This is a genomic window from Rhodanobacter sp. UC4443_H10, from assembly GCF_052978325.1.
This window is the reverse complement of record NZ_CM129668.1, coordinates 2,072,373-2,090,724: the sequence shown is the minus strand read 5'-3', so window position 1 is coordinate 2,090,724 and position 18,352 is coordinate 2,072,373. Positions and strand designations below refer to the sequence as shown.

General features: G+C 68.7%; 13 protein-coding genes. 9 read left to right on the top strand and 4 right to left on the bottom strand.

Going from position 1 to position 18,352, the window contains the following annotated elements:
- The first annotated feature begins 8 nt into the window (after positions 1-8).
- The 9 genes from mrdA (at position 9) to ACVCMB_RS09655 (ending at position 10,785) form a co-directional block, all read left to right on the top strand.
- On the top strand, positions 9-1,970 hold the full coding sequence (gene mrdA, locus ACVCMB_RS09695) for a penicillin-binding protein 2 (protein ID WP_395120249.1): 1,962 nt from the start codon (positions 9-11) through the stop codon (positions 1,968-1,970).
- Positions 1,967-3,082, top strand: coding sequence for a rod shape-determining protein RodA (rodA, locus tag ACVCMB_RS09690; protein ID WP_395120248.1), 1,116 nt, complete (start codon positions 1,967-1,969; stop codon positions 3,080-3,082). Before mrdA ends, rodA begins: the two co-directional genes overlap by 4 nt.
- A 96-nt stretch (positions 3,083-3,178) precedes the next feature.
- Complete coding sequence (mltB, locus tag ACVCMB_RS09685) at positions 3,179-4,183, top strand: lytic murein transglycosylase B (RefSeq protein ID WP_447106802.1); 1,005 nt, start codon at positions 3,179-3,181, stop codon at positions 4,181-4,183.
- Entirely contained in the window at positions 4,180-5,088 is a 909-nt protein-coding gene (locus ACVCMB_RS09680) for a septal ring lytic transglycosylase RlpA family protein (RefSeq protein ID WP_447098023.1), read from the top strand. The genes mltB and ACVCMB_RS09680 overlap by 4 nt, the downstream gene beginning before the upstream one ends.
- A gap of 77 nt (positions 5,089-5,165) precedes the next feature.
- On the top strand, positions 5,166-6,410 hold the full coding sequence (locus ACVCMB_RS09675; protein WP_395120245.1) for a D-alanyl-D-alanine carboxypeptidase family protein: 1,245 nt from the start codon (positions 5,166-5,168) through the stop codon (positions 6,408-6,410).
- A complete protein-coding gene (locus tag ACVCMB_RS09670; protein WP_395120244.1) occupies positions 6,410-6,700 on the top strand; it encodes a YbeD family protein in 291 nt (96 codons plus the stop codon). The genes ACVCMB_RS09675 and ACVCMB_RS09670 overlap by 1 nt, the downstream gene beginning before the upstream one ends.
- A 106-nt stretch (positions 6,701-6,806) precedes the next feature.
- Complete coding sequence (gene lipB / locus ACVCMB_RS09665) at positions 6,807-7,505, top strand: lipoyl(octanoyl) transferase LipB (RefSeq protein ID WP_447106801.1); 699 nt, start codon at positions 6,807-6,809, stop codon at positions 7,503-7,505.
- 11 nt (positions 7,506-7,516) lie between these two features.
- Entirely contained in the window at positions 7,517-8,527 is a 1,011-nt protein-coding gene (gene lipA, locus ACVCMB_RS09660) for a lipoyl synthase (RefSeq protein ID WP_395120242.1), read from the top strand.
- 8 nt (positions 8,528-8,535) lie between these two features.
- Positions 8,536-10,785 carry a carboxy terminal-processing peptidase gene (locus tag ACVCMB_RS09655; RefSeq protein WP_447106800.1) on the top strand — a complete coding sequence of 750 codons (2,250 nt, stop codon included), beginning with the start codon at positions 8,536-8,538 and terminating at the stop codon, positions 10,783-10,785.
- A gap of 93 nt (positions 10,786-10,878) precedes the next feature.
- On the opposite strand, the gene ACVCMB_RS09650 is transcribed toward ACVCMB_RS09655, so the two are convergent.
- The 4 genes from ACVCMB_RS09650 to ACVCMB_RS09635 all read right to left on the bottom strand — a co-directional run bounded on the left by ACVCMB_RS09650 (position 10,879) and on the right by ACVCMB_RS09635 (position 18,344).
- Complete coding sequence (locus ACVCMB_RS09650; RefSeq protein ID WP_447106799.1) at positions 10,879-12,771, bottom strand: sulfotransferase; 1,893 nt, start codon at positions 12,769-12,771, stop codon at positions 10,879-10,881.
- Between the two features lie 102 nt (positions 12,772-12,873).
- Entirely contained in the window at positions 12,874-15,750 is a 2,877-nt protein-coding gene (locus ACVCMB_RS09645; RefSeq protein WP_395120239.1) for a TonB-dependent receptor plug domain-containing protein, read from the bottom strand.
- Between the two features lie 439 nt (positions 15,751-16,189).
- Entirely contained in the window at positions 16,190-17,569 is a 1,380-nt protein-coding gene (locus ACVCMB_RS09640; protein WP_447106798.1) for a leucyl aminopeptidase family protein, read from the bottom strand.
- 67 nt (positions 17,570-17,636) lie between these two features.
- Entirely contained in the window at positions 17,637-18,344 is a 708-nt protein-coding gene (locus tag ACVCMB_RS09635) for an HAD family hydrolase (RefSeq protein WP_395121252.1), read from the bottom strand.
- Between the last annotated feature and the right edge of the window lie 8 nt (positions 18,345-18,352).

The window sequence follows — 18,352 nt, the reverse complement described above, 5'->3', positions numbered from 1 at the left end:
CCGGTGAGATGAAGAGTCGCCGCGCGCTCAAGAACGTCCGTGACGAGACCGCGCTGTTCCGTCGACGCGCGCTGGTGGGTTTCGTGCTGATCCTGCTGGGGCTGGGCGGGCTGGTCGGGCGTTACGTGGTGCTGCAGGTCGCGCGACACGACGAGTTCGCCACCCGCTCGACCAACAACCGGGTCAAGCCGCGCGCGATCCCGCCGGCGCGCGGCCTGATCTACGACCGCAACGGCGTGGTGCTGGCCGACAACGTGCCGGCGTTCCGGCTGGAAGTGGTGCCCGAGCAGGTCAAGGACATGCCCGCTCTGCTGGCGCGGCTGGGCCAGGTGGTGCCGCTGGACCAGGACGACATCGACGCGTTCAACAAGCAGTTGCGGCAGAGCCGGCGTTTCGACAGCGTGCCGCTGAAGATGCACCTGACCGAAGACGAGATCGATCGTTTCGCGGTCAATCGCTGGCGCTTTCCCAACGTCGACGTGGTGCCCTACCTGACCCGGCATTATCCGTTCGGCCCGTTGTTCGCCCACGTGGTCGGCTATGTCGGGCGCATCGACGCCGACGACCTGCAGCGGCTGGACGCGGATCGCTACCAGGGCACCAGCCATGTCGGGCGCAGCGGCGTGGAGCGTTCCTACGAGGACGTGTTGCACGGCAAGCCCGGCTACGAATTGCTGGAGGTCAACGCCGATGGCCGCACCCAGCACGTGCTGGAAACCCATGCGCCCACGCCCGGCCGCAGCCTCTACCTGAGCATCGACGCGCGCATCCAGAAGGCGGCCGAGGCGGCATTCGAGGGCCGTCCCGGCGCGGCGGTGGCGATCGATCCGCGCAACGGCCAGGTGCTGGCGATGGTCAGCGTGCCCACGTTCGATCCCAACCTGTTCGTCAACGGCATCAGCCAGGCCGACTACCGCGCGCTGACCACCGACCCGGACAAGCCGCTGTACAACCGCGCGCTGCGGGGCGTCTATCCGCCGGGCTCGACGGTGAAACCGTTCCTTGCACTCGGCGGGCTGGAGCTGGGCCTGCGCAAGCCGTCGGACACGGTGTTCTCCAACGGTCAGTTCTGCCTGCCGGGGCAGACGCGCTGCTACCGCGACGACAAGCGCGGCGGCGACGGCACGGTGGACATGGTCACCGCGATCGAGAAGTCGACCAACACGTATTTCTACAAGCTGGCGCTGGACATGGGCATCGACCGGCTGAGCCAGTGGATGAGTCGCTTCGGCTTCGGCCGCGAGACCGGCATCGACCTGATCGGCGAATCCGACGGCATCCTGCCCTCGCGCCAGTGGAAGGCGGCCAACAGCAAGCAGCCCTGGTATCCCGGCGAAACGGTGATCGCCGGCATCGGCCAGGGTTACTGGGCGGTTACCCCGCTGCAACTGGCGCATGCGGTGGCGACCCTGGCCGGCGGTGGCGTGCCGTACCTGCCGCGGCTGGGCATGGCCACCAGCACGGTCGGCGAGGCGCAGCGCCAGCCGCTGCCCAATCCGCCGGGCGCCACATTGATCCGCCAGCGCGGCGACTGGGCGGTGATCAACGCGGGCATGCGCGCGGTGATCACCGAAGGCACCGGCAAGGGCCTGAACGACGGCTTCCCTTACGCGATCGCCGGCAAGAGTGGCACCGCCGAGCGCTACTCGCGCACCAGCGACGCGTACGACACCAATCGCAACACCGCGTATCTGGCCACCCGCCATCGCGCCTGGTTCATCGCCTACGCGCCGGCCGACCACCCGCAGATCGCCGTAGCCGTGGTGCTGGAGCAGGGCGCCTGGGGCGCTTCGGCGGCGGGGCCGATCGTGCGCAAGATTCTCGATGCGTGGCTGGCCACCCACCAGGGCGTGCTGCCCGGCGCCGAGCGATTGCCGGATGCCGCACCGCTCCCATCCGCTGCGCCGGCACCGGCCGGCTCGGTCGTCGAGGACGTGCCCGTGTCCGCCAGCAGCGAGGTGCAACCATGATCGGCGTGCTGCGCGCGCGCATGCGCCGCTTCGCGCACCGGGTGATGACCCGGCGCCGGATCGACCTGCCGCTGGCGGCCGGCCTGTTCGTGCTGGCCTTGATCGGCCTGGCCACGCTCTACAGCGCGGGTGATCGCAGTCTGGCCCTGGTCGGTGGCCAGGCCGCGCGTTTCGTGCTGGGCGGCGCCTTGCTGCTGCTGGTCTCGCGCATTCCGCCCCCGGTGCTGCGCAGCTGGACGCCGGGCCTCTACGCCGTCAGCGTCGCCTTGCTGGTGGTGGTGGCGATCCTCGGTGAAGGGCGCGGTTCGATGCGCTGGCTGGATCTGGGCGTGATGCGTTTCCAGCCGTCCGAACTGCTCAAGCTCACCACGCCGATGATGGTGGCCTGGTACCTCCACCCGCGGCAGCTGCCGCCGGGCTGGAAGGACATCGCGGTGGTCGGCATCCTGATCGCCATTCCTGCCGCCTTGATCGCCGAACAGCCGGACCTGGGCACGGCGGTGCTGGTGGCCACGGCCGGCGCGTTCGCGCTGTTCCTCTCCGGCATGGCGTGGTGGCGCATCGGATTGCTGGTGGGCGCGGTGGTGGGCATGATCCCGATCGGCTGGCACTTCCTGCACCAGTACCAGCGCGATCGCGTGCTGACCCTGCTCAATCCCGAATCCGATCCGCTGGGCAACGGCTGGCACATCATCCAGTCGCAGATCGCGGTGGGCTCCGGCGGCGTGTTCGGCAAAGGCTGGCTGCACAGCACGCAGTCGCGGCTGGATTTCCTGCCCGAGCACACCACCGATTTCATCTTCGCGGTGTTCTCCGAGGAGTTCGGCCTGGTCGGCGTGTGCGCGCTGATCGCGCTGTACGCGTTCATCATCGGCCGCTGCCTGTGGATCGCGATGGAGGCGCGCGATACGTATTCGCGCCTGCTCGCCGGCGCGATCGGCATGAGCTTCTTCGTCTACGTGTTCGTCAACGGCGGCATGGTGGCCGGCATGCTGCCGGTGGTCGGCGTGCCGATGCCGATGATCAGTTACGGCGGCACGTCGGCGGTGTCGCTGTTGACCGGTTTCGGCGTGCTGATGTCGATCCATGCCAATCGCAAGAGCCACATCTGAATCGCGCCCCGCGCGCGCCATGCGTGGGGCCGAAGTCGCCGCGGCTTGCATGGTAGGCTCTCGCTGACCCCGATTTTCCCTTTGCGAAGGCCTTGCATGTCCGTGCATCCCGTGTCCCGTGTGTGCTGTTGCCTGCTGATCCTGCTGTCGTGGGTGGCTGGAACGGACGCCGCGCTGGCCGCCCATCCGGGGCAGGCGAAACTGGTGCAGGAGGTGGCGCACGACACCGGCCAGAGCCCGGCCGCGCTCAATGCGCTGCTCGACGGCGCCACCAAACAGCAGTCGATCCTCGACGCGATCAGCCGCCCGGCCGAGGCCAAGCCGTGGAAGGACTATCGACCGATCTTCCTCACCGATGCCCGCATCGACGGCGGCATCGCGTTCTACCAGCAGCATCGCGCACTGCTCGACCGGATCGCGACCGAGTACGGCGTGGCGCCGCAATACGTGGTGGCGATCATCGGCGTGGAGACCAATTACGGCCGCATCGTGGGCCGCTACAAGGTGCTCGATGCGCTGGTGACGCTGGCCTTCTACTACCCGCCGCGCGCGCCGTTTTTCCGCGACGAGCTGAAGACCCTGCTGGAGCTTCCCGCCAGCAAGCTGGCCGGTCCGCTGGACTCGCTGGTCGGTTCCTATGCCGGCGCGCAGGGCTGGGGCCAGTTCATGCCTTCGAGCATCCGCGACTACGCGGTTGACGAGGATCACGACGGTCGCATCGACCTGCACGATTCGGCCGACGACATCGTGGCCAGCGTCGCCAACTACCTGCACGGGTACGGCTGGGAGCGCGATGCCCCGGTGGCGGCGCGGGCGCAGCCCGATGCCAAGGCGCACGCGAGCGACCTCAACGAGCTCATGCCGAAGCATCCGCTGGAACAGTTCGAGGCCTGGGGCTACGCGCCGCTGCAGCGGATCGACCCCGGCCGGCTCGCCAGCCTGCAGCAGCTCGAAGGCCCGGCCGGGCCGGAGTACTGGTTCACCTTCCAGAATTTCTACGTGATCACCCGCTACAACCGCAGCCCGTTGTACGCGATGGCCGTCGAACAGCTGGCGCAGGCGATCGCCGCCGGCGTGGCGCAGGCGGACGCGGCGCGGTGAGGTTCGTCGCGGTCGCCGCCGTGCTCGCGGCCAGCGCGCTGCTTGCCGCGTGCAGCGGGCCGCGCAGCCGGCCGTCGTCGTCGTCCGGCGCGGGCCATCGCGGCGTGTCCGGCACGGCATCGCCCGCGGGTGAAGGTGGCATCCACGACGACCTCAGTCGGCCGCAATCGAGCCGCTACCGCGACGGCCGCGACAGCGTGCCGCCGCCGATCGACGTCAGCAAGCTGTCCGAGCCGGTGCCGAAGGCCGAGCCGCGCTCGCGCTACGGCAACAAGTCGCCCTACAGCGTGCGCGGCAAGACCTATCGCGTGCTGTCCACGGCGCGCGGCTACGACGAGCGCGGCATCGCCTCGTTCTACGGCAACAAGTTCCACGGCTACAAGACCTCCAACCTCGAAACCTACGACATGTACGCGTTCAGCGCGGCCAGCACCACGCTGCCGCTGCCCAGCTACGCGCGCGTCACCAACCTGGAGAACGGCAAGAGCGTGGTCGTGCGGGTCAACGACCGCGGACCGTTCCACGACAACCGGCTGATCGACCTGTCCTATGCCGCGGCAGTGAAGATCGGCATCTGGCCCAAGGGCACCGGCCTGGTCGAGGTGCGCGGCATCGACCCGGCGCATCCGGCGCAGGAACTGCCGCCGCCGGAGACGGTCTCAGGCAGGCACCCGGGAATCTACCTGCAGGTGGGTGCGTTCGCCGACGCGTCCAATGCCGACCGCCTGGCCCGGCGCCTGCGTGCGGCCGACCTCGGCACGGTGCAGGTGATCGACGGCGTGGCGCATGGCCAGCGCCTGCGCCGCGTGCGGGTCGGCCCGCTGGACAGCGTGGATCGCGCCGACGAAGTCAGTCGCCGGATCGAACGCATGGGTCTGCCCTCGCCGCAGGTCGCGGTAGACTGAGCAGGATTTGCGCAGGCTTCCTTGCCACTTCGGCGCGCGCAACGCCGATCCTCGAAAAAACCGGACTCGAAAACACGATGAACTTTCTTCGACGCACCCTGATGCCGTTTGCCGCCGTTGCCGTCCTGCTGGTCGGCGCTGCGATGGCGCAGACCCCGCCCCATCCGTCGCCCGTGCCGCGCCCGGCCATGCCGGCCGCACCGGTGCCGCCGCCGCCGGACGTCGATGGCGCCAGCTGGGTGCTGATGGACTACGCCACCGGCCAGATACTTGCCTCGAAAGATCCCGATGCGCGTCGCGCGCCGGCCTCGCTGACCAAGGTGATGACCGACTACGTGGTGTCGGCCGAGCTCGCCAACGGCCGCATCCACACCAGCGACATGATCACCATCAGCGAGCATGCGTGGCGCGGCGGCGGTGCCGGCACCGACGGCTCCACCAGTTTCCTCAAGCTGGGCAGCCAGGTGCCGCTGATGGACCTGCTCAAGGGCATGATCGTGCAGTCCGGCAACGACGCGGCAATCGCGCTGGCCGAGCACACCGCCGGTTCGGAGGATGCCTTCGCCAACCTGATGAACGCCTACGCCAAGCAGTTGGGCATGGCCAACTCGCACTTCTCCAACGCCTCCGGCTATCCGGTGCAGAACCACTACAGCTCCGCGCGCGACGTCGCGATCCTGTCGCGCGCGCTGATCCACAACTTTCCGGACGACTACGCCATCTCGGCGATCAAGTCGTACGAGTGGAACGGCATCAAGCAGCAGAACCGCAACGAGCTGCTCTGGCGCGATCCGGCCGTGGACGGCATCAAGACCGGGCACACCGCCGACGCGGGCTTCTGCCTGGCGGCGTCCGCCAAGCATGGCGACGAGCGCATGATCGCGGTGGTGATGGGCGCCAGCTCCAACAAGGCGCGCGCCGATTCGGCGATGGCCCTGCTCAACTACGGCTTCCGCTTCTACGAGACGCACAAGCTGTACGACACCAGCAAGCCGCTGGCGACGCCGCGGTTGTGGAAGGGCGAGGCGGACACCTTGCCGATCGGCGTGGCCAGCGACGTGCTGGTCACCGTCAAGACCGGCCAGTACGACAAGCTCAAGGCGGTGATGGACATCCCCTCGACCCTGATCGCGCCGTTCAAGAAGGGCCAGCAGATCGGCAGCCTGCGCATCAGCCTGGATGGCCAGGCGCTGCAGACGGTGCCGCTGGTCGCACTGGCCGACGCGCCGCAGGGTGGCTTCTTCTCGCGCCTGTGGGACAGCATCCTGCTCTGGTTCCACAAGGACACCGGCAACACCGAGCAGGCGCCGAGCGCCAAGTGATGCAACCGATCGACTTCGACAAGGCGAAGCGGCAAGGCCGGGGCTTCCAGTTCCCCGGCGAGTTCGAGATCACCGCCGTGGGCAGCGCCAGCGCCGACCTGCCCCGCCACGTGCCGCAACTGCTCGAACGCGCCGGTCTGCACGTGCTGCACGAAACCGTGCGTCACCGCCATTCCGGCGCCGGCAATTTCGTCTCGGTCACGGTCACCTTCCGCTGCGACAACCGCGAGCAGTACGAAGCGGCGCATCACGCACTGCGCGCCGATGCGGATGTCCGGTATACGTTGTGAGGCCGGGATTCGGGATGGGGATTCGCAAGAGCCGCGTCCCGAGCCTCCGCGTCGCATGGGTTCGGCGGCTCTTGAACCAGAAGAATTGCAAGGCCACAAGCTCGTCGTGAACCACGAATCCCGCACCCCCCATCCCGAATCCCGGCCCCTGGCCATCCGCCGTCTCGGCCGCCAGCCCTACGCGGCGACCTGGCAGGCGATGAGCGCGTTCACCGACAACCGCACCGCCGACACGCCGGACGAGCTGTGGCTGCTGGAGCACGACCCGGTGTTCACCCTGGGCCAGGCCGGCAAGATGGAGCACGTGCTGGCGCCGCGCGACATCCCGGTGATCCCGGTCGACCGCGGCGGGCAGGTGACCTACCACGGGCCCGGCCAGATCGTCGGCTACCCGCTGATCGACTTGCGCCGCATCGGCGTGGGCGTGCGCGAGCTGGTGCGGCGGATCGAGCAGGCGCTGATCGACACGCTGGCGCACTGGCAGGTGGCGGCGGCGCGCCGCGAAGGCGCCCCCGGCGTGTACGTGGGCGAGGCCAAGATCGCCGCGCTCGGCCTGCGCGTGCGTCGCGGCTGCAGTTTCCACGGGCTGGCCTTCAACGTGGCCATGGACCTGGAGCCGTTCGAACGCATCAACCCCTGCGGCTACAAGGGTTTGGCGGTCACGCAACTGGTAGACTTGGGCGGTCCGTCGCAGCTGGCGGACGTCGAGACGGTGCTGGCCGACGAGTTCTGCCGCCAGTTCGGCTTCGTCGCCGCGCCCGCTGCCCCCCTGATTCCCGAACTCCCCGCGCGCGCCGCGGTCTGAACTCCTCTCCCATGAGCGAAACCAGCGCCCCCTTGTCCAAATCCATTCCGATCCAGGTCGTGGCCGGCACCGGCACGGTGGAGAAACAGCTCGGCAGCGACAAGATCGCGCTGAACCGCGCCGGTTTCGACACCAGCGTGCCGACCCTGCGCAAGCCCAACTGGATCCGCGTGCGCCTGCCGCAGGGCAACGCGGTGCAGCAGCTGAAGGCCCGCCTGCGCGAGAACGCGCTGGTGACCGTATGCGAGGAAGCCTCCTGCCCCAACATCCACGAATGCTTCAGCCACGGCACCGCCACCTTCATGATTCTCGGCGAGGTGTGCACGCGGCGCTGCTCGTTCTGCGACGTGGCGCATGGCCGGCCGCAGCCGCCGGATGAACTGGAGCCGGCGCGCCTGGCGCAGACCATCGCCGACATGCGGCTGAAGTACGTGGTGATCACCTCGGTCGACCGCGACGACCTGCGCGACGGCGGCGCGGCGCACTTCGCCAGCTGCATCCGCGCGGTGCGCCATGCCAGCCCGGCCATCCGCATCGAGATCCTCACCCCCGATTTCCGCGGCAAGGGCCGCATGGAACGGGCGCTGGAGGTGCTCAAGGCATTCCCGCCGGACGTGTTCAACCACAACCTGGAAACCGTGCCGCATCTGTACCGCGAGGTGCGCCCCGGCGCCGATTACCAGTGGTCGCTGGACCTGCTCAAGCGCTTCAAGGCGCAGCACCCGCAGGTGCCGACCAAGTCCGGCATCATGCTCGGCCTGGGCGAGACCCGCGAGCAGGTGCTGCAGACGCTGCGCGACCTGCGCGACCACGATGTGGAGATGATCACCATCGGCCAGTACCTGCAGCCCACGCCGCACCACCACCCGGTGCTGCGCTACTGGACGCCCGAGGAATTCCACGCGCTGCGCGAAGCCGGCGAAGCCATGGGCTTCCATCACGTCGCCTCCGGCCCGCTGGTGCGATCGTCCTATCACGCCGACCTGCAGGCGCATGCCGCCGGCGTCACCGAATCCGCCTGAGAGCACCCATGAAACTTCGCCCCGCGCTGGTCCTGCTGTTCGTTCTCTCCGCCAGCTGCGCCTTTGCGCAGTCCGCGGCCGACCTGGGTGCCGGCCCCCAGCCGCGCAAGGCGGCCACCTGGCCGCTGGAGCCCACGGCCGAACAGGCCCAGGCCGCGCAACTGTCCGCGCGCTTCCTGACCCGCTTCCACTACGACGCCCAGCCGCTGGATGACGCGATGTCCGCGCGCATCTACAAGGCATATTTCAAGATGCTCGACGGCGACAAGGTGTTCTTCACCCAGGCCGACATGGACAAGTTCGCGCCACTGAAGAGCAAGTTCGACGACGCGATCTGGAACAGCGACCTCTCCGCACCGTTCGCCATCTTCAACCTGTACCTGCAGCGCGCCGTGCAGCGCATGAGCTACGCCCGCGAGCTGCTGAAGAACGGCTTCGACCTCAGCCGCGACGAGAGCTACGAGGTCGACCGCAAGGACGCCGCCTGGCCGAAGGACGAGGCCGCCGCGCAGGACCTTTGGCGCAAGCGCACCAAGAACGACTGGCTGCGTCTGAAGCTGGCCGGCAAGGACGACGCGGACATCCGCAAGACGCTGGACAGGCGCTACAGCGGCTACATCGACCGCATCCGGCAGATCAACAGCGCCGACGCGTTCCAGACCTTCATGAACGCCTACGCCGAATCCACCGACCCGCACACCGACTACCTCGGCCCGGAGGCGGCGGCCAACTTCGACATCGCGATGAGCCTGTCGCTGCAGGGCATCGGCGCGCAGCTGCAGTCGCGCGACGACTACACCATGATCGTCAAGCTGATCCCCGGCGGCCCGGCGATGAAGTCGCACAAGTTCAAGCCGGGCGACCGCATCGTGGCGGTGGGCCAGGGCGACAAGGGCGCAATGGTGGACGTGGTCGGTTGGCGCATCGACGACGTCACCGCGCTGATCCGCGGCAAGAAGGGAACGGTGGTGCGGCTGGAAGTGCTGCCCGCCGATGTCGGCCCGGACGGCAAGCACGAGCTGATCACCCTGGTGCGCGACAAGATCAACCTGGAGGATGCCGCGGCCAGCAAGAAGGTCATCGAGATCAAGGACGGCGCGGTCACCCGCAAGATCGGCGTGATCGACCTGCCCTCGTTCTACTCCGATTTCGGCGCGCGCAGCGCCGGCGACAAGGATTACCGCAGCACCACCCGCGACGTGGCCAAGCTGATCGCCGAGCTCAAGCAGGAAGGCGTGCAGGGCATCGTGGTGGACCTGCGCAACAACGGCGGCGGCTCGCTGGCCGAGGCGGATTCGATGACCGGCCTGTTCATCGACAAGGGCCCGGTGGTGCAGGTGCGCGGCTCGCACGGCGAAGTCCAGGTGCAGGGCGACGACGATGCAGGCATGGCCTGGAGCGGTCCGCTGGCGGTGCTGGTCAACCGCGGCACGGCTTCGGCCTCGGAGATCTTCTCCGCGGCGATCCAGGATTATCACCGCGGCCTGGTCATCGGCGAGCCGACCTTCGGCAAGGGCACCGTGCAGACCCTGGTGGACCTGGACAAGTTCGCCTCCGGCGACAGCGAGAAGCCGCAGCTGGGCGAACTGAAGATGACGATCCAGGAGTTCTTCCGCATCAACGGCGGTTCCACCCAGCTCAAGGGCGTCACCCCGGACATCGAGTTCCCGAAGAACGGCGACGAGAAGGACTTCGGCGAATCGACCTACGACAACGCGCTGCCGTGGACGCAGATTCCGCCGGCCGACTACCAGCCGGTGGCGAACCTCTCCGCCTACCTGCCGCAGCTGCTCAAGCAGCACGACCAGCGTGCGGCGCAATCGCCGGCGTGGAAGCTGATGCTGGACGAGCTGGCGCAGTACAAGAAGATGCGCGACATGACCACGATCTCGCTGAACCTGGCCACCCGCGAAGCCGAGCGCAAGCAGCAGGAGCAGATGCAGGCCGCCTTCCGCGCGCGGCACGTCGCCATCGACGGCAGCGACGCGGCCCTGCCGGAGGCGGGCAGCACGCTGGACGACGGCCTCAACCCCAACGAGCGCAGCATCAAGAGCGAGCTGAAGGAAGAGAAGGACGCCAAGAACGCCAAGGACCCGCAGCTCCAGGAGACCGCGCACATCCTGTTCGACGCGATCGGCATGATCAAGGCCGACCCGAAACTGGCCAGCGAGGTGCTGCCTTACGGCGGCAAGTTCTCGCCGCACGCACTGGCCAGCGTAACCACCCCCGCGCCGTCCGCGAGCAGCCCGGCGCACTGAGTATCCCGCTGCGCACGACGACAAGGCGGCACTGCCTGTCGTGGTGCGTGCGGGAGCCTGCGGTCCGCAGGCGCTTGTCCCGCGGGCCGTTTCCTACCCGTCGTAGCCGAAGCGTTCGAGCCACGGTTGCAGCACGGGCAACACCGGTTCGAAATGCTCGCGGTAGTCGCGCCAGCGTCCCACCGCCTTGCGATAGACGCCGCGGGTGACCTGCGCGTAGCTGGGCGTGCTGATGTGCTTCTCGCGCGCATGCTCGGCGAAGCGCTGCAGGGGCGCGGCATCGGCCAGGTCCAGGAACTGCGCCAGTCGTGTCGCCTGGTCGCCGAACTGCTCCACCACGGATTCGTAGCGCCACTCCAGCACCTGCGGGGCGAACACCTCGACATCGCGCTGCCATTGGGTGAAGGCGCGCGCGTAGCCCTGCGCCAGGCGCGCCAGGGAGGAGCACAGCACCATGAACGCCGGCGAGCGGAACGATTGCATGCTGCAGCTGAGCAACACGTCGCAGGGATGGCGCAGGCAGAGAATGATCCGTGCCTGCGGAAACAGCCGCATGATCATCGGCAGGCACTGCATGTTGAGCGGGTTCTTGTCGACCAGCCGGCGCGGCCCGAGGTCGGGGCGCACCTGCGCGACCCGTCGGCGATAGCTGCGGCGCAGGGCATCGGCATCGTCCTGGCTCAGTGAGGCGAGATCGGCGGGATAGCGCTGGCCGACGCGTTCCATGCTTTCGATCAGCTCATGGATGTAGGCACGCTCGTCCATGGACCGGAAATCCGGGTGGGCGTCGAGCATCTGTTCCAGCAAGGTGGTGCCCGAGCGCGGAAAGCCGACCACGAAGACCGGGCTATCCATGGAGCCGGGGGCGCGCAGCTCGGTCCAGCGAGCGTAGTCGTGCGGTTCGACCACGCAGTCCGCCAGCGGCAGCGGCTGGCTGTCCGCCGCCAGTCGCTCCGGCACGACCTGGCGGGCGATCTCCAGTTGCGCCGCGTGCGCCGCCTGCAACGCGTCCCATGCCTCGGCGTGGCGGCCCAGCCGGTCGCAGGCGATGGCGAGGCCGAAACCGACGCTGGCCCGGCTCTCGTCGTCGAGCGGCAGCGCCAGCACGCGCCGGTACAGCGCCGCTGCCTCGGCGTACGCGCCGTTGCGTGAGGCCATCGCGGCGTGCGCGCGCCAGCCGTCGGCGCGCGCTTGCACGGCGTCCGGCGGCAGGGCGTCGATCGCGGCCAGCGGCAGTTGCTGCAGGTCCTGCTGCGCGCGTTCGACCTGGTTGCTGCGCTCGTGCAACACCACGCGCTGGGCGGCGATGCGCAGGCGCAGCGGAGCGGCCGCGGCCTCCGTCGGCGGCAACTGCGCGCGCGCGAGCGTGCGCAGGGCCGCCTCGGAAGCGCCCTGCACCGACAACATGGCGGCCAGTATCAGCGCCTGTTCGGCGGGTTGCGGCGGCCACTCGCCGGCGCCGTCGAGCATTTCCTCCTGCGCCGCGTTGTCGCCGCAGACGTAGCAGGCGTAGGCCGCCTGCAGGCGGGCCTCGATGAATGACGGGGCGAGACTGGCCGCTTCCAGCAACGCCTGCCGTGCCGCCGGCCAATCGCGTTGCTGGGTGTACAGCAGGCCGAGGTTGTAGTGCACCTCCGCATCGCCCGGCGCGAGCTGCCGGGCCTGACGCAAGGCCTGTCCGGACGCGGCGAGGTCGCCGGCCAGGCGAGAGGCCACGCCGAGGTTGTTCCAGTAGGCCGAGACGGCCGGTCGCAACTGGCACAGGCGGTTGAACGTGGCGGCCGCCCGTGCGTGCCGGCCGGTGGCCTGTTGCGCCACGCCGAGCAGGACGAGCACGCCTTCGTCGTCGCCGGCGGCATCCGCCGCCTGCGCCGCCAGTTCGATGACGCGCCCTGCGTCGCCTGCATTCCACGCGCTGGCCATGGCGGCGGCCAGCGTGCTGGCCGGAGTGCTGGGTGGATCGGCGGCGGGCGGGGGCGGGGGCATGCGGCCTCGGTGGGATGGTGTCCGGCGCCCATTATGCAAGAGGGCCGCGGTTTGCCCGCGGCCCTCCTGGGGGTTTGCAACGACTGCGATGGAGCTAGGACATCAGAACTTCACGGTGGCGCGGGCCCAGTAGTAGCGACCGAGCACGTCGTAGGTGGAGACGTCCACGTTGTAGTTGGAACCGTTCTGATACATCAGCGGCGGTGCCTTGTCGGCGATGTTGTCCACGCCGACGTCGAAGCGGGTGTGGATCGACGGCACCGCGTAGCCGAGCTGGATCGAGTGGTAGGTCACCGAGGCGATCGGAATGTTCACGCCGGGAATGGCCGCATCCGTGTTGAGCGCGGTCAGGCTGTTGATGTAGCGCGACTGCCACTGGGCGTTCCAGTTGCCCTTGCTCCAGTTCAGCGTGACCGTGCCGCGCAGCCGCGAGATGTTGCCGAACTGCTGGCTGTAGGTGCCGGCGTAGTCGATGGCCTGTGCGCCCGGCTCGCCGGGGGTGGCGTTGTTCCTGTAGGTGGAGGTGTAGCTGCTGTTGAGGCCCACCTGGAAGTCGCCCGGGTCCACGCTGCCCATGTTGAAGTGGGGCACCTTGTAGCGCAAGGTAAAGTCGACACCCGACGTATTCAGCGTGCCAAGGTTGACCACCGGCGTGTTGATCAGGAACACCTGGCCCGGCTGGCGGCTGGTGGTGTCCTCGCGATGGATCAGCCCGCAGTACGGGCTGGCACTGTTGTTGAAGCACGAACTGACGACCAGGTCGCCGGTGATCGCGGTCAACGTGTCGGACAGGTAGATGTGCCAGAAGTCGAGGCTGGTGGAGAAGCCGGGCAGCCACTCCGGCGAGTAGACCAGGCCGAGGTCGATGGATTTGCCCTTTTCCGGCTTGAGCGAGTTGCCCACGGTGGCGGCACCGGAATAGAACGTGTTGACCTGCGCCGGCGAGTTGCCACCCCAGTTGACCGGCACGTACTGGCAGGCCGCGGCATGCTGGGCCAGGTCGGCCGCGCTGAGGTTGACGCAGGGGTCGTTCAGGGTGGGCTGCACCAGGGTGCGGCCGTCGTAGAGCTCGTTGAGGTTCGGCGCCCGGAACACCTGCGAGACGGTACCGCGGACCAGCAGATCGGCCACCGGCTTCCATTCGATCGCGACCTTGCCGTTGGTGGTGCTGCCGCTGGTGCTGTAGTTGGAGGAGCGCACGCCCAGGTCGATGTTCAGTGACTGCGCCCCGGGCGCATCGGCGAGCAGCGGGATCAGGGTTTCCGCGTAGATCTCCTTGACGTTGTAGCTGCCGCTGGCGGGCGAGCCGCATGCTTCCTGCAGGATCTGGCACTGGGTGGTGACCGGGTCGAGCACCGCGAACGGGCTCACCGTGTACTTCATCGTCTGCTTGCGGTACAGCGCGCCGACCGACAGCTGCATGGCGCCGGCGGGCAGGTCCCACAGGTCGCCGCTGGCGTCGAACTGCGCCTGCTTGGTCGAGTTGGTCATGACATAGATCGGCGTCTTCACGCCGGCGCTCAGCAGCTTGCCCACCGCCGGGTCGGCCTGGTTGAAGATGTTGGCGCCGGCATCGACCGCCGCCTGCAGGGCGGGGATGTCCACCTCGTTGGTGTCGCGCTGGTCGCGCTTGCTGTGGCTGTAGTTGATCGACGCGTCCCAGATCCAGCTGCTGTCCTGGCCGAAGTTGCCGCGCAGGCCGGTGTTGATCTGCGCGTTGTCGGTCTTGTAGCTGTGCACGCGGGTGCCGGCGCCGGTCAGGCGGGTCTGGAAGTTGTAGCCGCTGTTCGGGTCGCCCGGCACCGCGTTCTGGCTGAAGGTGACGCCGAACGGGTTGATCGGGTTGCTGGAGGAGATGATCAGGCCGTCACCGGTACCGACCGGCGAGGGGGCATCCTGGCCGCTGGATTCGGTGCGGTTGTAGAACGCGTTGACGTAGGCCTTGAGGTTGGGCGTCAGGTCGTAGCTGCCCAGCACGAAGCCGTTGGTGCGCTTCTGCGCGGTCTGCATGTAGTTGAGCGCGGCATAGTTGTAGGTGTCCGAACCGAGCCGGCACCGGTAGTCGCCGAGGCTGGAGCCGTCGCCCGTGGCAAGGGTCACGTTGGCGGTGCCGGACGAGTTGATCGCGCAGCCGTACTGGCTGGCGATCGAGGCCGGCAGCTGGATGCGGCCGGTCGGGATCGAGCTGGAGCCGGCGGCGATGATGGTGCCGCTGGACAGGTACAGCTGCTGCCGCGAGAAGTCGCGTTGCGAGGCCAGCGTGGCGTCGTACTTGTTGTAGTCGAGGCCGCCGACGATGCTGTAGTTGTCGCCGGACATGCCGCCGGTCAGGTTGAAGCCGCGACGCTGCGAATCGCCGTGGCTGGAGATGCCGTCGTTCAGGCTGAACTGGACGCCCTGGAAATCCTTGCGCAGGATGAAGTTGACCACGCCGCCGATGGCGTCGGAGCCGTACACGGTGGAGGCGCCTTCGGCCAGCACGTCGACGCGGTCGATCATGTCCGGCGGCAGCATGTTGATGTCCGAGTTGACCATGCGCTGGCCGTCCACCAGCACCAGCGTGCGGTTGATGCCCAGGCCGCGCAGCGAGACGCGCGAGGCGCCGCCGCCGGCTTCCAGCAGCGGGCTGGCGACGCCGCCGCCGTTGCTGTTGTTGGAGGGGTTGGTGGCGTTGCCGGAGATCGCCGGCATGTCCTGCAGCACGTAGCCCAGGGTGGGCTTGCCGGAGTTGGTGATGGCCTCGCGGTCGATGGTCACCACCGGGCTGGCGGTTTCCACGTCCACGCGGCGGATCAGCGAGCCGGTGACCACCACGGCGTTCAGCGTCTTGGCTTTGTCCTTGGAGGCCGGCGTGGCCTGATCCGTCGTGGGCGGATTGGTGGTCGTCGTCTGGGCCTGCAGCCCGCCGGCGACCGAGAGCATCCCGGCGGTCAATGCGAGACGCACAGCCAGTGACAGGTGATTCAAGTCGTATTTCATGTGGTTTCTTTCCCCAGTGGTGATGGCTCGGCCCTGTAATGTCGAGCGCGTCCACTGGTGCCCCTTGTCCCCCCTCAGGCAATGTCGCAACCAGTTTCGGACCACGCCCAACGTTCGAGAGGTTACTCCCCCGAGGCTTCGTCGCACCACTGCGCACGGCACCGGGCGGAACGGGGTATCGGGCGTCGAGGTCGACGGGGGCGCCCCGGAGCTTGTGAAGGAAACCGCCTCCCGTGGTTTCCTGCTGTCGCGAGCCCGTTACGGGCCCGGACTCGCTCACGTGGAACAGTCCCCTAGATGCCTGTTTCATGTCCAGCCTTCGGACAACCGCTCCTGTTGCCTCGACTCGGGCATCGGGCCATTGCTCCTGCCTTGCCTCCACTCGGACAGCCATGCCCTCGCCGGGGCTGGTCCGAGGGGTTGAAAACCGCTCAGCCTCTCAGTGTCCGTAACGCTCCTGCAGGAACGCGAACACCGCGCGCAGGCCCATTGCCTCGCCGCCGCGGGGGCGGCCGGGGCGGTCGGCGTCGTTCCAGGCGTAGGTGTCCAGGTGCAGCCACGGCGTGCCGTCAGGGACGAAGCGTTCGAGATAGAGCGCGGCGGTGATCGCGCCGGCGTGGCGCGAGGCGCTGGAGTTGGCGAAGTCCGCCAGGTGGGAGTCCAGCATGCGCCGGTACGGACGCCACAGCGGCAGCCGCCACAGCGGGTCGGCCACGGCGTTACCGGCCTGCAGCACCGCGTCGGCCAGCGCGTCATCGTTGGCGAACAGGGCCGGCAGATCCGGGCCCAGCGCCACGCGGGCGGCGCCGGTGAGGGTGGCGAAGTCGATGATCAGCGCCGGTTGCTGTTCGCCGGCGTAGGCCAGCGCGTCGCACAGGATCAACCGGCCTTCGGCGTCGGTGTTGTCCACTTCCACGGTATGGCCGGCGCGGGTGGTGATCACCTCGCCCGGGCGCATCGCGTTGCCGGCCACGGCGTTCTCCACCGCCGGCACCAGCAGGGTCAGCCGCACCGGCAGGTTGGCCTGCATCACCAGTCCGGCCAGCGCGATCGCGTGCGCGGCGCCGCCCATGTCCTTCTTCATCCAGCGCATGCCTTCGCCGCCCTTGAGGTTCAGGCCGCCGGTGTCGAAGCACACGCCCTTGCCGACGATCACCAGCCTGGGATGGTCGGGCTTGCCCCAGCTCAGTTCGACCAGCCGCGGCGCGCGATGGCTGGCGCGGCCCACGGCGTGGATGGTGGGGAAGTTCGCCTTGAGCAGTTCGTCGCCGACCCAGTCGCGCAGCTTCGCCTTGTGTGCCTTGGCCAGGGTCTTTATCGCCTCGCCGAGTTGCTCCGGACCCATGTCCTGCGTGGGCGTGTTGACCAGGTCGCGCACGCGCGAGGTGGCCTCCACCAGCGGGGCCAGCCGGGCCAGTTCCTCGGCCGCCACGATCAGCCGCGCCGGGGCGCGTTTGGCTGCGCGGTAGCGGGTGAACTGGTAGGCGCCCAGCGCCCAGCCCAGCGTGGCCAGCGCGGTGTCGGCGAGCACGCCTTCGGCGGCCAGTTCGTAGGTGGCTTCGGGCAGGTGGCAGGGCAGGCCGGCCAGCGCGGCCAGCGGATCGGCCGGCGCCACGCCGACCAGCACGCGCGCCAGCTTGCCGGCTGCGTCAGGCACCAGAGCGAACGTGCCGGGTGCCGCGTCGAAGCCGCTGTCGCCGAGCCAGCGCCGCTGCGTCGCATCGAGCCGGCGGCGACTGACCGCCAGGTGCGCGGCGTCGGTGGTCTCGACGGGGATGCCATGGCGCTGGCCAGGGCGGCGTTCGATCAGGGCGGACATGGGCAAATCCTTGCGGGGAAATGGCCCATGATGGACATGCCCGCGTCGAAGAACAATCGCAACGGCGTCAGTCGCGGCGGGACGAGGCTTCGAGCCAGTCGGCCAGCGCCGCCAGGTCGGGCAGGTCGAGATCCGGCGGCGGGCCCATGCCGGGTGGCCACGGTTCGCCCTGGCGATTGATCCACGCCGTGCGCAAGCCGGCGTCGCGCGCGCCGGCCACGTCCAGCGCGGGGTCGTCGCCCACGTGCAGCACCTGTCCCGGTTCGACGCCGAGCAGGGCGGCTGCGGCAAGGAAGATGGCGCGGTCGGGCTTGCCCACGCCATGGTCGCGGGCGCAGACCTGATGGCGGAAATGCCGCTCGATGCCGATGCGGCGCAGGTCGGCGTTGCCGTTGGTCAGGCTCGCCAGCGGCCAGCGTGCGGCGATGCGTTCCAGCGCGCTTGGGCAGTCGGGGAACAGTTCCACCTGGTTGCGCGCGGCGAAATAGATTTCCCACAACGCGTCCACCGGCGCATCGGCGATGCCACTGGCCTCGAACACATGGCGCAGGGTCAGCTGGCGCTGGGTGGTGAAATCGTGCGCCAGGTCGATCCGCTCGGCGGCCACTTTGGCGCGCAGCTGGCGCATCGCGGTGATCGGCCACGCACGCGCCACCTCCGGATGGTGCTGCTGCAGCCAGGCGTCGACGGCCTGGTCGGCCCGTTCCAGCGCGGGCAGCACCGGCCACAGCGTGTCGTCCAGATCCAGCGTCAGCGCCAGCGGACGCTGGACCATGCCGGCGC

What these genes read in the sequence shown, in the direction of transcription:
- mrdA (WP_395120249.1), top strand. Translation starts at nt 9, where the DNA reads ATGAAGAGTCGCCGCGCGCTCAAGAACGTCCGTGACGAGACCGCGCTG.
- rodA (WP_395120248.1), top strand. Translation starts at nt 1,967, where the DNA reads ATGATCGGCGTGCTGCGCGCGCGCATGCGCCGCTTCGCGCACCGGGTG.
- mltB (WP_447106802.1), top strand. Translation starts at nt 3,179, where the DNA reads ATGTCCGTGCATCCCGTGTCCCGTGTGTGCTGTTGCCTGCTGATCCTG.
- ACVCMB_RS09675 (WP_395120245.1), top strand. Translation starts at nt 5,166, where the DNA reads ATGAACTTTCTTCGACGCACCCTGATGCCGTTTGCCGCCGTTGCCGTC.
- ACVCMB_RS09670 (WP_395120244.1), top strand. Translation starts at nt 6,410, where the DNA reads ATGCAACCGATCGACTTCGACAAGGCGAAGCGGCAAGGCCGGGGCTTC.
- lipA (WP_395120242.1), top strand. Translation starts at nt 7,517, where the DNA reads ATGAGCGAAACCAGCGCCCCCTTGTCCAAATCCATTCCGATCCAGGTC.
- ACVCMB_RS09655 (WP_447106800.1), top strand. Translation starts at nt 8,536, where the DNA reads ATGAAACTTCGCCCCGCGCTGGTCCTGCTGTTCGTTCTCTCCGCCAGC.
- ACVCMB_RS09650 (WP_447106799.1), bottom strand. Translation starts at nt 12,771, where the DNA reads ATGCCCCCGCCCCCGCCCGCCGCCGATCCACCCAGCACTCCGGCCAGC.
- ACVCMB_RS09645 (WP_395120239.1), bottom strand. Translation starts at nt 15,750, where the DNA reads ATGAAATACGACTTGAATCACCTGTCACTGGCTGTGCGTCTCGCATTG.
- ACVCMB_RS09640 (WP_447106798.1), bottom strand. Translation starts at nt 17,569, where the DNA reads ATGTCCGCCCTGATCGAACGCCGCCCTGGCCAGCGCCATGGCATCCCC.
- ACVCMB_RS09635 (WP_395121252.1), bottom strand. Translation starts at nt 18,344, where the DNA reads ATGGTCCAGCGTCCGCTGGCGCTGACGCTGGATCTGGACGACACGCTG.